A 14,678-nucleotide genomic window follows, 5' to 3' on the forward strand; every position below is an offset into this window, starting at 1 on the left:
ATGAAACGGAGGTGTTGGTGGAATGTGTCTCTACATCAAACTGTAGTTGCAGTTATGCGATAGCGTCAAAATTGAATGAATGATCTCCCCTAACACTGAAGACGAACAGTAGGCAATCACCACTGCCTAACCGTACAGATTTCAGGGTAATCGAATCATGGTCTCCATTTAGGTTTCTAACTTTATTTCTGATCGATGTATTTCTCTCTGAATCGAACCGGTTTCGATTGATTGGGCGGATAGACTGATCCTCTTCGTCAATACCACCGATGAGGAGACGAGTATCTCCCTGTATTTCTTTTGAGATTCGCTTAGCTAATTCATCATCATCACTAATTCCGAACCATTCGTTCGACTTGAACTCAAGAATATTATCCTCGTCACGGATCACAACGCCATCAGCATCCAGTCGGTTTGCGTATTTTGACGCGAGCTGTGGGAAGAATTGAGCTAAAGGAGGTTCGGACCACTCTGCTGCAACAACAAAAATCACATACGCAAGAAGATTTGAAAGCTGTTCTCCAGTTCCACCGCGTTGAAGAGTTTCGTAGAGTCGATTTAGCTCATCGAGGCCATCAATTTCGACATCGTTGTAGATCTCGAAACAACCTATTTTGACTGGCTCTTCAGAAAAAGGATTCCCGGCGTGGGTGAACTGCGTAGGTACACCATCAAGGAACTTCTGGGTGAGTTCGAGCCTCCATTGAGTGGAAAGTTCGATGTTTTTATATGCAAATACAATGTTGAAATCATTGTGGTCTTTGATTACAAATTTCTGCCCGTTCTTTCCTTTTGTGACCTTGTTTTTGTGGTCGTAGATGTTCCCCTGCCAAGGTTCCATAGAGCTAGCTACCTGTGCAAAATGATCCTGATATGATTTTACATCGTAATACAGGCTGTAGAAATCCTGAAGGAAGTCGTCGGTGTTTTCATAATTCCGTCGACCGAACTGGATTTGCTCGACAGAATATTCATTAGTTGGCGTTCGAAAAAGATTCTCCATAATCTCATAACCACTGTCAGTGTTGAGGAACTTATTCACAAACTCGTCTTTTTCGTATTGGAATGCACATGTAGAGTCGTCAATTTCTGTAAATATACTAATCTCGCCAGCATCCTGATATGATATTTCAAAGTTTTCAATACCCAACCAATCGGAAAGTGATTTGGTCCTATGGCGTTCATAGTGTCGAACAATAGTCTCTTCTGACTGTTGTCGGAATTCAGCATATTTATTGACATTATCTGTATCAAGCAGTCTTTCGATCACATCTGCATTTTTTGTGATTGACTTTTCCTTACTGTCTGTGTGACATATAAATATGGAGTCTTCAGTTATGATCAAAACTGCATATTTTCCTTCCTGACGAGCACTTGTATGCATACTGCTACAGAAGTCATTTACAAGCATCACACACTGCTGTGAATTATGATCGGGATATCCTTCAAAAATAGAATTGAGCATGAGCTTAGGATTTTGGTCCATATCAAGATCATCAAACTCATGCTGGCCTGTTTGCCGTTCAAATCCGTCTAACACATCATTGAAATTTATTATATCTTCCTCCTCAGTGATAGTCCGCGTGTTTAGATCTGTATCTTGAATCTCTCGGTAATAGACATAAATTGGGCTAGTGCTCCGTTGAATAATACGAGTTTGTTCCATGATCGGTTCTTGTGTCTGACCAAGAAAGTCAGTAACAAAAATACTACTGGTAGACAAGTATCTCACTCTTCACTTTTTCGTATCTTCTCTCCCTCCCCCCTGGGGTCGCACGTCGACAGAATTCGATTCCCGAATATGCACACGAGCCGCGACACCTCGTGTGCATATTTCGAGTCGATCCGTCGCTTGAACCGTCGTTCGTCTCTAACTGACCAACAGGTTCCGCCGGTTGTGTGCCGAAATGGGCCGTCCAGTGAGTCGAAAAAACTAGGATTTCGGGGGTCGTGTGTACGAGTATGCGAATCAGGACCGACGGCGACTACGCGTACCGACGGGACGCGATCGAACGCGCGGCCGACTTCTACGACTGCAACAAGACGAAAGCGGTCGTGAGCGCCTGCGACGACGTACCGAAGTTCGTCCAAGCCGCCCGTCAAGTCCTCGAGCGCGACGACCTCACCCTCGAGCAGCGCCGGGAGATCGCCGAGACGCTGTCGACGCGAGCGATGACGTTCGATATCGAAGACGAGATCGTCGTCACTACAGAGTGAATCGGTCTCTCGAGAAACGCCGACTGGGAGCCGGCGTTGAAGCCCCCTTCCGATGATGGGAATCGATCGGATAGGCCTGAGACCCCTGTCAAGGTGACAATTGGTGTCGAAATGATCCCAGGGGCGAGGTGCCGCCTGTCTCGGAGTCGGCAGATTCTGTCGGACAACGACCGAATCGTTCCTCGCCGTTTATGAGTTTCAATTGGACTACAATAATCCTGTTGGCCATACAGATTGGAAACAAGCAAACGGTGCCGGTTAGACACTCTCTCCTAAAAGATCGAGTCGATCGAAACCTTCGCCTGTTCGGTCCCGCGGTGATCGCCGCCCCCGTGCCATCGGAGTAGCGGGAGATCACCCGCGCGGACCATCTTGTCCCGGAGGACCGTACAGCCCGAGCGCCCATGTGGCCGGTAGACGACGAAACAGTACCAGCCGTCGTGACGCTGGAGCTTTTCGTGGTACTCGCGGTAGACCTTCCAGTTACCAGGCTGGCCGTCCGAGTGTTCGTGCATGGTCGACTTGATTTCGACCGGCGTCCCGTTGCCGAACCGGGCGTCGTGCCAGCTCGCCCGCTCGAGGTCGAAGCGGCGCTTCTCGGCCATTCGTTTCTCGACGGCTGTTCCGAAGTGGTTCGCGCGTTTCGACCTGTTCACGGTACCCTCCGATCGTCTCGCCAGCGTCGATCCGCTCGAGCGGGGCCGTAGGTGAAGAACCCAGCGAGTAGGAGCGACAGGACCGCGACCGACCACTCACCCTGCCCGAGCGCGAACACCGCGACGGCGATCGCGACGCCGATCAACCCGAGGGTCTGTTTCGAGAACACCCCACGCTCGAGGTCGCGCCGGAGCTGATGGGCGAGATCGACGGTGGTGAACCGAGCGACGAACGCGAGGTTTCGAAGGAGGATCACCGCCACGGCGATCGCCCTCCATGACGCGCGTCGCGATTTCTTCGAAATCGCCCTTCGAAAACATCACTTTTCTGAGGTCTACACACGCGCTCCGCGCGTTGATATATATCCTCCTCCGCTGACTGCAGCGACGGCGGGCCCATCGCTCTCCGTTCGCTCCCGACCGGGAGCGAACGCGGTGGGCCGTGGGCGTTGGGCTTCTCTCTAAAGTGGGGCAGGTTACGCTTTACAGGTTTCCACCCCGACGCAGTCATGCGATCACCCGCTCGACGGTGTTAACCCACTCTCGCTTCTCACCGCCTTCATCGATGTCGTTCCACCAGTTCGAGACGGTAGCGTGACTGTACGGAACGAACTCGGCGGTTTCGCGGGCCGACATTCCCTGTTGCCGGCACTCTTCCATCGTCCACGCAGCGACCCGTTTTACCTCGTCTTCGGCGATCGCCGGGCCGTCGTCCTTGCTCGAGGGAGCCGACCACGACCAGTCGGCCTCGTCGTTCGTGTGGGGTTCGAAGTCCGCGGGTGGAATGCCGGTGAACGGGCGCGGGTCTACGTCCTGCAGTTTGCCGCCGGAGATCCGGTCGGCGACGATCGCTTTCCCCTTGTTGTTGCGATCGGGCTTCTTGATGATTGTCCCGACGCGCCAGAGCATCGGATGGATCGACGACTCGTCGTGGCCGATGTAGATGAGCATCCCGTTGTACTTGCGGATCTTGAACACGAGCGGCCCCATCAGCTTGCGGACCTTCTGGCCGTCTGAGCCGGTTCCCGAGGCGTTCGTCGAGAACTCGTCGCCGACGAACGCTTTCGGCTGTTGGGGGTTCTCGACCGGGTTGCCGTCCTGACCGACCCACTCCTCGAGGAGCGGGAAGTTGGGAATCCAGCCGTCCTCGACGGTGCCGTCGTCGCGCACCCAGTCGTCGTTACGTGGAAGCGTCCGGATGTTCGAGCCGACGAGGAGATCGCCGTCGACCCAGCGGTCACGGAGCTGCAGGAGCAGACATGCGAGGTTCGTTTTGCCAGCTCCCATTTCGCCGAGAACCACGATCACGGGTGCGGGCCCGGCGACGATCTCCTGCAGGCGGGTGATCGCCTTGATACCCGAGAGATCGGCCTGTTGGCTCGGGTCACCGATGTAGTGTTTCAGCGTGAGCGTGTCGCCGTTCTCGAGGGCTTGGCGAGCGGTGTGGCCGCCCTCGCCGCGGAGGATGTCACGGTTCTTCTGTACGTCCATATAGGTCGCTGCCGCCTTGCCGTCCCACCGATCGGGATCGTGGTGCAGGGCGCGGACGGTCATCTGGCGGTCGATCTGTTCGTCGCGGACGAACCCCGTGTGTGGTAGTACCTCGTCGGGATCTTTCGCCTGGTTGCCCTGTTGCCACTCAGCGAAGCCGCCGACCGTGAAGTTGTCCTGTTCGTCGCTCATCGATCGGTCCACCTCCATTGGCTCGGTTCATGGCCGACGAGTAGCGGAGTGGTGGTTGTTTTCCGCTGTTTCAGTAGTGCCGTCCTGAGCGCGGTATTCGTCCGTCCGGTCCTGGTAGTCGCCAGCTCATCGAAGACGAACACGGTCGGCGGGTCTACTGTTCGGTTCCGTAGCTCTCCGTCGTGGATGTATCTCATCGGTTAGTCCCCCCGTCAGTCGCTGCAGGCTGTTCTGGTGCCGATTCGTCCGCTTCAACGGGCGTCCGATCGCCGTGGGTCTCGGTATAGTCGTCGACATACTGAGAGACGTCTTTGATCTCGTCGACGTCTCGAGCCTCGGCGTCGTCCTTGGCTGCTTCGAAGCGATCCTTAACGGTCGTCCGCGGGTTCATCAGCCCGCGCTCGTCGGCTTCGGCTTCCTCGTTGATTACGTCGCTCTGGATCTCGAGCCCCATCTTCGATATCCGGCCGCGGAGTCGATTGTACTCAAGGAAAGCGTCGACGAGATCGCCGTGGATGTCCTCGAGCATGGCCTTGATCGTGACGAGTTTGGAGTCGGCCAACTGGCTGAAGTAACAGCCCCGGACGACGAGCTGGCCGGTGTCCTCGTGGTAGGTGAACTCGCGGACTTCGAAGCCGTCGCCGTCGTTCACTCGGTACGGCGATGGTCCCTCGACGGTCTTCTCGCTCCAGACTTCGGGGGCGACGTAGAGCTTGCGGCGGGTATCGTCGACGCCGTTGATGTGGTACACGTCGACCATCCGGCGGTTTCGGAGCTTTCGGGCCCCGCTGACGAACATCGCGAACAGCGGCGGTCCTAAGAGGATCGCCGCGGCGAACCACCCGACCGCGATCGGCGGGATGCCCGGCACCGACGGCCGGATCCACAGAAGCGCGACGCCGAGGCTGAACAGCACGGCGAAGACGAGTAACTGCGCCTCGGCGAAGACGTAGGTCACGCGGTCGCGCCAGTTGCCGAACGTGCCGCTGGTCTCGAGGCTCACGCTTCGACCACCCCGTCGTTCTCCGAGCGGACGACATACCAGGCACCGAGCCCGGCGAAGCCGGAGGTCATCGCGACGCCGGAGAACAGCCCGCTCGTTCCTCCAAAGTTGCTGAACGGGTTGCTCTGGACCGTCCCGGTCGAGACGACCGCCCCGCCGCCGTTCTCGAGGGACTGCTGGGTGGCGATCGCGACGGCCGCGCCCTTTCCGCCCTGCCGCGGCGCGACCATGAACGTGACCGTCTGCGTTCCCTCCTCGAGTTCGTGTTTGGCGTAGTTGTAGCTCTCCGCGTCTTCTTCGAACGATCCCGACTCAGTGAGTGAGACAGTGGTCGGCTCGTCAGCTTCGATCTCGAGCGTGAACCGTCCCGGCGAGTAGGACCAATCAGTGACCCGTGTCTGGTTGTCGATCGTCCGAAGGGCGTCTTCACCTTCAGGGTCGACCACCGGCACTTGGTCGGACTCGTTCGCCGTCTGGTTGGCCGGCTGCTCCTGCGCGGCGGCCGGCCCAAGGCCCACGCCCATGCCCATCGCGATCGCGATCGCGACCGCGACGAGTGCGATTGTCCGGCGCATCTTAGTTGCCCCCCAGCCCCGGAATCATATCGGTCACGAACCCGACGACGGCCAGCACGACGACGCCGATGATCCCGAGTCCGAGCAACCCGCCGCCGTCCTCGAGCGGATTCCCACCGTCGAAGATCGGGCCCGGACCGCCGCCCGTCTGCTCGATGACGACCTTGGTCGTCTCCTCGCGCGTTTCTTCCTCGTCCTGCGCGGCGTCCTCTGCGGCGTCCTTGTACTTCCCGAAGTCGTCGCTCGGCTCGACTGTCAGCGGTTTCTCGAACTGGAGCGCCGTCGCATCGGGCTTCTCGTGGACGCCTTCGATGGCGAACGGGTCCGACAGCCGGACCGGGATCGCCTTCCCCTCGTCGTCCGAAGTCAGCGTCTCGCCGCTGAACGGATCAGCGTTGAACGACGACTGGTCGGTCCCGTCGTGGGTGATCGAGATCGAGTCGCCGTCGGCGACCTCGATCGTCCGAGCCGTCTCGCTTGTCGTCCCATCAGAATCCGTCACGTAGAACGTCGTCGGTCCGGCCTCGACCTCGACCGACACCTCTCCGTTCGAGTCCACCGAGTGCGAGGTATCGCCGCCCTTCACATTGATCACGGCGTCCGTCACGGCGTTTCCCGACCCGTCCTCGACCGTGATCGTGACCGACGCCATATCCTCCTGCTCCGGCTCGGGAACGCTGCGAATCTCGGCGGCCAGATAGAGCCGTCCAGTCGTGTTGTTCGGATTGATCGATTCCCCGACCGCCAATCCGTCGTTGAGATCGGGTTCCGACCAGAAAAGCAGCCCCTCGAGTTCGACCCCGTTCGGGAGCGTGACGACCGCCGGGTCTTTCGCTTCGCCCATGCGCATGGAGCGGTAGATCCCGGCCACTTCCTTCCACGTCGATAGGTTGCCGTCTCTTGCTTCCTCGAGTACCGCCGAGCCGCTCGAGAGCGAATGCACGTCGATTTCGCCGTCTACTGCTGGCTGGTAGAGGTTGCTAACCATCGTCTCGACGTGAGTTAGCTCCTCGTCCAGCATCGTCATTAGCTGGTCGTGGACCGCCATCCACTCGGTCGCGTTGATCATCTCCGCAGTGTCGGCGGACTCCCGGTCTAAGGCTTTCGCGCCCCACTGGCCGCCCATTCCGATGTTAGGATCGTTGTACGTCTCATTCTCGAGGTCGATGACAGAAATCGGGTCCGCGAGGTTCGCCGTGTCCGACGAGTTGAGTTCGTTATAAGGGTTGCTGCTAACGCTCGGGACACTCGACCACGGGACCATGATAATCTCCTTGGTTTTCTCGATCTGCGGGTAGTCGTCAACGTAGTGGATGACGCTCACCGTGTGCATGTCGCCATTGACAAGCTCCGCGCCAGTTTCCGAGAGCGGGTTTTCGCCGTTCTCGCCGAGGGCCGAGTTAGGGTCCATCGCTCCGGGCGAGTGCCCTGCGTAGTCTCCCGTCGAGTAATCACCGAATACGTCGAACACATCTTGGTAGGCAAGCTTATCGTTGTCTCCGGCGAGGCCAGCACGTCGCTGAGCCTTATCCATTTCAGTCGTCCACATATCGAAGAAATTCGCTTCGACCTTGGCGAAGGCGTCTCGAACGGCGTCCTTCGCGTTCGTGGTCGCTTGGGACTCTCCGACCTCATCGCTTGCCGACTGCATGATCGAGAACCCAGCATCCGAGCGAGCCAACTGCCGGAGCATCGCCACATCGCCCTGTAGGGATTCGATCGTCGGCTCTTGCCCCATCCGCATCTCTGTCGCGTCGGCATAGATGCGGTCGTGAAGTTCGTTCGCTCGCTGCTCGAGGATCGCCTCAGCATTCGCATCACCGCCGCCGGTCGCGGCCACTCCGACGAGCAGCCCTGCGACCGCCCCGCCCGCGACGAGCGTCCCCGCGACGAGTAGCGAGGCATCCGCCCGTCCGACCGGCGAGTAGCGTGGCGCGAGTTGATCGACCGCGGCCGGGGCCGCGACCATCGTCCCGCCCGCGACAGCCGCGCGCCGGACCAGCCCGCGCCGGGTCATCCCGCTCGAGCCATCGTCCGTCTCGGTGGGCCGTGGGCTGTGGGCCGACATCAGACCCCCACCCCGGATTGAACCGCCAGCGCGAGCCCGACGACCGTCGCGCTCGTCGCGAGGATGTACCCCACGATCACCGAACTATGCCACACCGTCGTACCGCCAAAAATGTGCGAAGTCATTGGTAGGTTGGTCCGCTTAGTCGCGCATGGTCCAGATCGCCGCGCCGATCACGGCGAGCCCGATCACCGCGCCCCCAACGAGCATCCCGCCACCGCCGAGATCGTCGCCGACGCCCGGCACGCCCCCGAGGAACCCGGAGCTATCTTCAACCGATGCACTGTCGACCGTCGACGGGCCCGAAACGACGACTCGGTAATCCGTGTCCAGCTCGAGACCGCTGGCATTCTCGTCGTAGCTGGCCGTCGTCGTGTTCCCCGCGTCGGCCGCGATCGTGTCCTCGAGCGCGATCGTGGCGTTGGCCGGGTCGTCCGCGTATTCGGTTTCGTTGTAGAACGTGACCGACGCCGACGTGTTCGCCGGATCGGTGACCGATTCGTTCCACGTAACCGAGACGTTGATCGGAGTCGATTCGTTCGAGACGGTCACCGTCTCGTTGGTCGAAAACTCCGAACTCTGTGCGCTCGCGACCCCGGCGACGCCGATCGTCACGAGCGACGCGACGAGCAACAGGCCGACGAGTACCGTCGTATCCTTCCGAAAGTTGAGTCTCATAGGTTCTACCTCCGAGTTTTACTTGTACGCGATGAGGTAGAACCCGGCTCCGTTCAGGAACACCATGAACCAGCCGAGCGGCCACGTCGATTCGACCGCGACCGAGACGGCCGGCACCAGCGCCGAGAGGATGTTCAGGATGAACATCAGGAGCAAGACGACCGTCTCGAGGTCGGTGTAGTCGCTGATGTCCGTCTGCCCGTTCGTGACCCACGCGGCGACGACGGTGATCATGGAGATGAGGAATCCCCACGTGATTTCCGTTCCGTTCGAAGCGACCAGAACGCCCTCGAAGCCGGTGTTAAACGGCGCGTTCAGAGTGAACGTCCCGACCGCCGCGACCGAGAACGACGCAAGGACGAACAGGGGCGCGAGGACGCTATCAATCAGGTCGATACCATCTTCCCGGCGCACGGCGTCCGGGACTGTACTTGCTGGCAAACTCAGTGCCATACGCTCGGTCGGCAACCCGCCTCTCCGAAAAACCTCGGAATAAAGGGATACTCCCCTTGGGGTACCCACTTGGAACCCAGAGAGTCACGAAGTTTTATGAGAGGGCGGGTTGCCCGCCGGATATGGCGCTGAACAAACTGCGAAAGATCGATCGCGATTCGGTCGGCATCACGATGCCGAAAGACGACATGCGCATCGAGGGCCTTCTCGACGAGGACGGCGAGATCGACGGCGACTATCACATGCACATCCGTCACGTCGACGACGGTCAGTGGTCCCTCGAGCTGGTCGAGGAGATCGAGGCATGATAGACGAGTACTTGGAGGAAGCCAGACGCGAGCAACGCCGCGACCTCGAGCGGGAAGCGACGGCCGCGATCGAACTCCGGGCTCGGCTCCCCCAGCTCGTCCAGGAGGCGATCGCCCGCGTTCTCGAAGAAGCAGACGACCTCGAGCAGGCGAAGGAACTCGCCGGAATCGAAGGCGAGGAGATCGATGCGTGAGCGACGAGAGGCCAACGGTGTTCGAATCACTCACCGCCAGTCTTCGAGGGACCAGGCCGCGGGACTGGGTGATAGCGCTCGGGTTCGCGATCGCAGCCATTCTTCCGATGGGTGTCGTATTCTACCCGCTGTTCACCGAGGTCCGCGCCGTGTACGAGAACGGCCACTATGCTACCCTCGGGTTCGCATTCGTTGGGTCTGTTCTCGTCTACGAGTGGTACATGAGGACCGTACTGAGGATCGGTCTATGATCGAGAGCCCTGCAACCGGGTCTTCGAAGCCGACCCCTCGGGGTCGCACTCAGATGTATACGGAGACCTCGATGTATGCACCCTGCCGTGGGCGATGGGCTCGCGAGGTGCATAGAATCGGACCCGATCCGGCCGGCCCCCGCCATGATCACGACGGAGCCCCGGCCCCCGTTCATAAAGGACCGACCAGTTGCTCACCCGCGAGCGACGCGAACCGACCCCCGTGCATACCATCGCTTAAGCCATGACCAAACGAACCAGCCTCAAACTTACCGACCAACGACAGCTGAAACTCGAGCGCGCCAGTGAGATCGTAGCCGAAGACGACCTCGACGATCCGCCGATGTCCGTCGTCATCGACGCCGCCCTCGAGAATTTGATCGAACACGAGCAAAATCTCGACGACGCTCGAGGCAAGTATGATCCCGAAACGATTCAGGCGATCGCGAATACGTCGGTGATTGGACTTCGGTATCGGTCCTCTATCGAGAGCCGTTGGCGATAACTGTGACAGAGTTCATACAGAAAATCAACTATTAGAAAATGCTGTTCTACGAATTAGAAGGAGATGTGTTATTTAACTACCCGTTTCGACATCCCCGACCTCAAGACTAGCTTCAGCGTCATCAATTGAACCACCAGATGACAGGTCGCCTTCATAGACATACACTGTGTATTCAGTGCCCTTACTAAGTGGCTCACCACTTCCTGCCTTGTAATCATTAGATGCTCCAGTTTTATCTAAGGAGTCGTCTACATGCTCAATGGTACCAGAGGAATCAACAAAGGCAATACCGTCAATATCATCTCCTCCACCAGTAATTTCGACACCAACCGTAGTTGATCCGTCACCGGTTATGTCTGCTTGTGCGGTTAGCGTCTGATTTCCGGGGTCACCCATATCCAGCACGAAGGCTGCGATCACAGCTGCGAGTATCACGGTAATAGCTACCATAAGTATGACACCTATGACTGGTGACACTGCGCGCTGGTCATCCGATCCAATCAACTTGTTGCGGATTTGCTTTCCGTCCATAGTTTGATCACGGCACCGGGCCTGAACGGTGAGAAAGCTTTTTCCCACCCGAACCGAACGGGCGACTGCGGACAGGGGATTGGAACACACCCGTCGTCCCCGCTTTCTCGAGCCGCCGTCACCGATGCACAGTCAGTTGCAGGTGGCTGGGTACATATATAGGTACCTGATAGTCCGGGTGAATGGGCTTTCAGTTCTGAGAATCAGCGGGTGCTATCCCGATTCCAGCGCCCGCTTGAAGGCCATGCCGGCGGGCGATTTTGCCGACACTGTGTCGAATCGATATGAATTTGAAACCACAGGGAAACCGTTGTGCCATGCCCGACATCGAACTTGTCTCCGAACAGGATCTCGCCCGCACCTACGACGGCGGGGATTACGACGATACCTGGACAGTCGTCCAACAGTATCGCCGCGTTCGGACCTTCGCTGCCGATAACCCGACGGCCGGCGTGGCGACGATCGCGGCCGCGACGAACACGCCAACGGGTCGCGTTGATCCGTGGGTCGCCAAAGACACGACACCGCGTGCGGTGCAGGCACTCTATACCGCCCACGAGCATGACTGGATTGGCGTCACATATGACGATATCACACCGCTGAACGTCCTCGTCGCGAATGTCTATGCCGGCGGGACGATCCCGCGGGACAAGTTCGAACCCGAGTTTACGCTCCGCGCCGACCCCGAGACGGCAAGCGTCGTGGCGGCCCTCGAGCTTGCCGGCGTCGGTTGGACCGAAACCGCAGCGGGCCCGGACACCAGCCAAACCGTCGCGCCCGCACAAGATGGGGCCGTCCTCGGTCGCGTGCTGGCCGTCCTCGGCGCGCCGGTCGGGGCCAAAACCGAGATTGACAATCTCTCCTTGCCGTGGTATCTCGAGGACGCCCCCGAGTCGGTCCGCAAACGGTTCGTGGATAGCTATCTCGAGAACCGGGCACTAACCGATCCGACGACTGACTCAGTCCAGATTATGGAGGACCGGCCACAGACCTATCTCGCGGAACTGGGGGATCTTATCGCCTCGGTGGCCGGCGAGCCCGTGACCGTCGGCGACCGCGCGGTCACACTGTCAGCATCTGCCGCTCGCGCGCTCGGATACGGCCGGGATCAGTAGCTCCCGTCCCGCTATCGGTCTGTTCTACGTTGGTACCCGCTGACCTTGGGTGAAGCACTATTTTTCTATTTCATCTGCCTCAAGTTTCCCCTCGAGATACGCATGACCGCGGTCAGTAATTCGGTATAATCCCTCGTCGATACGATCGACAAGTCCTGCATCGCAGAGTTTTCCGAGCCGTGTACTCAGATAGTGTCTCGAGTAGTCGATATTAGCCGAGAGGACCCTTGGTGAAAGAATGAGATCGCTGTCCGCAAGGGTCTCGAGGATGCGATCGTCGGCTTGTGTCATCCACGACACCCTCGGTCGTCGCATACAGTCACGTTCCCTACTGCCATTTTATCAATACTGGTTGAAGCCACTGGTAACAACATATGGTATACTAGAGATTAACGTACGGTCGGTTAAGTATAAGTGAGTGGGATGTTTCGGTTGTTAGCAACGGAGGCCAGACGGACCCGCCGCTGCCCGGTCGGGTCCTCGAGAGAAAAGCGGACCCGGTGTTTGGGGCACCGGCCCGCCTGGCTCCCGTAAACAGGCTACGGAAGCATGCAATCGCACGATGCTACGGGGGATAAAGCCCCCGATCGACCGAATCGGACGTGTCGACAGTCGATAGCTTCACTTTCACTTTCACTCCGCGCGTTTGGCCGAGCCCTTTTATGGGATAGCGAGACGGCTGACATGATGCGCGCGAGCAAAGAGGAGATCCGGTTAGCAGACCGTACGGATCGGTGGCGGTTCGTCTGTCCGAACGGTCACCGCTCGTGGGAACCGACGAACAACCATTTCTGGTGTCAGAAGTGCGCTCGCAACTATGGCGACGATGTCGAGCCCGAATTTGACGAACTGCGTGATCGGAAGACTGATCGGTTGATCCCGCGCGATCAACTCGTCCTCCGGCGCGATGGGCTCCGACCTGCGGGAGGTGAAGCATGACCTCCGACGAGTTCCTCGCCCTGGAGGCGCAACTCGAGGCGCTTGAGCGGCAGGCAGATGCGGTCGAACGACAGACCGCCGCGCTCGAGGCGATCGCGACGGAGATGCGGTATCAGAACGCGGCGCTGGTCGAGATGATCGCGTGTCTCGACGATCTCTCGGCCCGCGTCGACGACCACCACTGTCCGGATCACCCGCCGCACGATCGATCCGGGCCCGCGCTGCAGACGTGGCTACAGGATCGCCTCTTCGAGCGCGACCAACTCGAGGACGACCACCCCGAGTTCCGGTGGGGGAGTCCCGAGAACTGGAGCGGTGGTGATCGGAGTGAGTGACGACCTGCAACCGCTTTCCCCGGAGGAAGGCGTCGATCGGTTCCTCCGTCATCACCGCCCCAGTGTCCGCGATACGTCGTTCCGGAACGCGAAACACCGGCTGTCGGTGTTTCTCGAGTGGTGCGACGAGCGGGACATCGAGAACCTGAACACGCTCGATGGGCGTGAACTCGCGGATTTTGTCGATTGGCGACGGGCCGATGTCGCGCCGATCACGCTTCAGAAACAGCTGAGTAGCGTCCGTCAGGCGCTCCGGTGGTGGGCCGATATCGAGGCCGTCGACGAAGGGGTCGCGGAGAAGCTCCACGCTCCGGACCTCCCCGACGGGGCACAGTCCAAGGACGTCTTTTTGGACGCCCAGCGAGCGAAGACCGCGCTCGAGTATTTCGATCGGCATCACTACGGCTCGCGAGATCACGCGCTGATCGCGCTACTCTGGCGGACGGGGATGCGTCGAAGCGCCGCGCAGTCGATCGACGTGGACGACCTCGAGCCGGACGACCACGCGGTCCGTGTGGAACACCGGCCGGAGACGGGAACGACGCTGAAGAACGGCGACGACGGGAACCGCTGGGTCTATCTCGGCCCGAAGTGGTTCGCCGTTCTGACCGCGTACCGGGATAACCCGGATCGACCGCGAGTTACCGACGATCACGGCCGTCAGCCGCTGTTTACGACCCAACAGGGGACGCGGCCGACGGGCGATACCATCTACAAGTGGGTCGTCCGGGCGCTGCACCCCTGCACGTACGGGGAGTGTCCGCACGACGAGACGCCGCGCTCGTGCGACGCTCGAGGGAGTGATGGTCATCCTGCACAGTGCCCGTCGGCGCGATCGCCCCACGCGATCCGCCGGGGAGCGATCACGCACCATCTCAACCAGGAGACGACGCCGGAGATCGTCAGCGAGCGGATGGACGTGTCGCTCGAGGTTCTGTACGAACACTACGACGCCCGTACCGAGCGCGAGAAGATGGAAGTCCGACGAGAGAACCTGCCGTAACCTATCACAATCATGAGAAAGACGAGCCAAACCGCACGACTCGAAGGGGTTCGAACATCCCGGCGAGTCCATCCCCCTGTTTTGACATTTCGAACTATCCGCTAAGTCGCATCGTTAGCGCTCGAGCAAACAGTTTGCTCTCCGGCCCCTGCCGGAAACAACCG

19 protein-coding genes are annotated in these 14,678 nt (G+C 59.2%); 8 read left to right on the forward strand and 11 right to left on the reverse strand.

Annotated features, from left to right (window positions below):
* Nucleotides 1–52: 52 nt before the first annotated feature.
* Complete coding sequence (locus A6E15_RS20200) at nt 53–1,666, reverse strand: hypothetical protein (protein WP_076143193.1); 1,614 nt, start codon at nt 1,664–1,666, stop codon at nt 53–55.
* Between the two features lie 296 nt (nt 1,667–1,962).
* Between A6E15_RS20200 and A6E15_RS02125 the strand changes: the two genes are divergently transcribed.
* Nucleotides 1,963–2,217 carry a DUF7692 domain-containing protein gene (locus A6E15_RS02125; protein ID WP_076143195.1) on the forward strand — a complete coding sequence of 85 codons (255 nt, stop codon included), beginning with the start codon at nt 1,963–1,965 and terminating at the stop codon, nt 2,215–2,217.
* Nucleotides 2,218–2,489: 272 nt separating this feature from the next.
* Here the strand turns inward: A6E15_RS02125 and A6E15_RS02130 are convergent, their stop codons facing one another.
* From A6E15_RS02130 to A6E15_RS02170, 8 genes are all read right to left on the reverse strand, one after another.
* Complete coding sequence (locus tag A6E15_RS02130; RefSeq protein WP_076143197.1) at nt 2,490–2,873, reverse strand: hypothetical protein; 384 nt, start codon at nt 2,871–2,873, stop codon at nt 2,490–2,492.
* Nucleotides 2,870–3,136 (reverse strand): hypothetical protein, encoded by a 267-nt coding sequence (locus A6E15_RS02135; protein ID WP_084177325.1) that lies wholly within the window; start codon nt 3,134–3,136, stop codon nt 2,870–2,872. Before A6E15_RS02135 ends, A6E15_RS02130 begins: the two co-directional genes overlap by 4 nt.
* A gap of 244 nt (nt 3,137–3,380) precedes the next feature.
* Nucleotides 3,381–4,556: a hypothetical protein gene (locus A6E15_RS02140; RefSeq protein ID WP_076148149.1), complete on the reverse strand. Its 1,176-nt coding sequence runs from the start codon at nt 4,554–4,556 to the stop codon at nt 3,381–3,383.
* Between the two features lie 193 nt (nt 4,557–4,749).
* A complete protein-coding gene (locus A6E15_RS02150) occupies nt 4,750–5,559 on the reverse strand; it encodes a hypothetical protein (RefSeq protein ID WP_076143202.1) in 810 nt (269 codons plus the stop codon).
* Complete coding sequence (locus tag A6E15_RS02155) at nt 5,556–6,134, reverse strand: hypothetical protein (RefSeq protein ID WP_076143204.1); 579 nt, start codon at nt 6,132–6,134, stop codon at nt 5,556–5,558. The genes A6E15_RS02150 and A6E15_RS02155 overlap by 4 nt, the downstream gene beginning before the upstream one ends.
* A gap of 1 nt (nt 6,135) precedes the next feature.
* Nucleotides 6,136–8,202 (reverse strand): carboxypeptidase regulatory-like domain-containing protein, encoded by a 2,067-nt coding sequence (locus tag A6E15_RS02160; RefSeq protein WP_076143206.1) that lies wholly within the window; start codon nt 8,200–8,202, stop codon nt 6,136–6,138.
* A 141-nt stretch (nt 8,203–8,343) separates the two neighbouring features.
* The gene (locus tag A6E15_RS02165) at nt 8,344–8,880 is read right to left on the reverse strand and encodes a hypothetical protein (protein ID WP_076143208.1); all 537 of its coding nucleotides are present in this window, start codon (nt 8,878–8,880) and stop codon (nt 8,344–8,346) included.
* Between the two features lie 18 nt (nt 8,881–8,898).
* The gene (locus tag A6E15_RS02170) at nt 8,899–9,333 is read right to left on the reverse strand and encodes a hypothetical protein (protein WP_076143210.1); all 435 of its coding nucleotides are present in this window, start codon (nt 9,331–9,333) and stop codon (nt 8,899–8,901) included.
* Nucleotides 9,334–9,455: 122 nt separating this feature from the next.
* Between A6E15_RS02170 and A6E15_RS02175 the strand changes: the two genes are divergently transcribed.
* The 4 genes from A6E15_RS02175 (at nt 9,456) to A6E15_RS02190 (ending at nt 10,591) form a co-directional block, all read left to right on the forward strand.
* Nucleotides 9,456–9,641, forward strand: coding sequence for a hypothetical protein (locus tag A6E15_RS02175; RefSeq protein WP_049965913.1), 186 nt, complete (start codon nt 9,456–9,458; stop codon nt 9,639–9,641).
* Nucleotides 9,638–9,835, forward strand: a complete 198-nt coding sequence (locus A6E15_RS02180; protein ID WP_076143212.1) for a hypothetical protein — start codon at nt 9,638–9,640, stop codon at nt 9,833–9,835. The genes A6E15_RS02175 and A6E15_RS02180 overlap by 4 nt, the downstream gene beginning before the upstream one ends.
* Complete coding sequence (locus A6E15_RS02185) at nt 9,832–10,086, forward strand: hypothetical protein (protein ID WP_076143214.1); 255 nt, start codon at nt 9,832–9,834, stop codon at nt 10,084–10,086. The genes A6E15_RS02180 and A6E15_RS02185 overlap by 4 nt, the downstream gene beginning before the upstream one ends.
* Nucleotides 10,087–10,330: 244 nt before the next feature.
* Entirely contained in the window at nt 10,331–10,591 is a 261-nt protein-coding gene (locus tag A6E15_RS02190) for a DUF7386 family protein (protein WP_076143216.1), read from the forward strand.
* Nucleotides 10,592–10,663: 72 nt separating this feature from the next.
* Here the strand turns inward: A6E15_RS02190 and A6E15_RS02195 are convergent, their stop codons facing one another.
* On the reverse strand, nt 10,664–11,122 hold the full coding sequence (locus tag A6E15_RS02195; protein WP_076143218.1) for a type IV pilin: 459 nt from the start codon (nt 11,120–11,122) through the stop codon (nt 10,664–10,666).
* A gap of 317 nt (nt 11,123–11,439) precedes the next feature.
* Here A6E15_RS02195 and A6E15_RS02200 point away from each other — a divergent pair, with 317 nt between their 5' ends.
* A complete protein-coding gene (locus A6E15_RS02200; RefSeq protein WP_076143220.1) occupies nt 11,440–12,237 on the forward strand; it encodes a hypothetical protein in 798 nt (265 codons plus the stop codon).
* Between the two features lie 57 nt (nt 12,238–12,294).
* Here A6E15_RS02200 and A6E15_RS02205 read toward each other — a convergent pair whose 3' ends face one another.
* Nucleotides 12,295–12,528 carry a helix-turn-helix domain-containing protein gene (locus A6E15_RS02205; protein ID WP_076143222.1) on the reverse strand — a complete coding sequence of 78 codons (234 nt, stop codon included), beginning with the start codon at nt 12,526–12,528 and terminating at the stop codon, nt 12,295–12,297.
* Nucleotides 12,529–13,172: 644 nt separating this feature from the next.
* Between A6E15_RS02205 and A6E15_RS02215 the strand changes: the two genes are divergently transcribed.
* Nucleotides 13,173–13,511 carry a hypothetical protein gene (locus A6E15_RS02215; RefSeq protein WP_076143224.1) on the forward strand — a complete coding sequence of 113 codons (339 nt, stop codon included), beginning with the start codon at nt 13,173–13,175 and terminating at the stop codon, nt 13,509–13,511.
* The gene (locus A6E15_RS02220; protein WP_076143226.1) at nt 13,504–14,514 is read left to right on the forward strand and encodes a tyrosine-type recombinase/integrase; all 1,011 of its coding nucleotides are present in this window, start codon (nt 13,504–13,506) and stop codon (nt 14,512–14,514) included. The genes A6E15_RS02215 and A6E15_RS02220 overlap by 8 nt, the downstream gene beginning before the upstream one ends.
* Nucleotides 14,515–14,678: the final 164 nt, after the last annotated feature.

Origin of the sequence: Natrinema saccharevitans (assembly GCF_001953745.1) — an archaeon.
Lineage (GTDB): Archaea > Halobacteriota > Halobacteria > Halobacteriales > Natrialbaceae > Natrinema > Natrinema saccharevitans.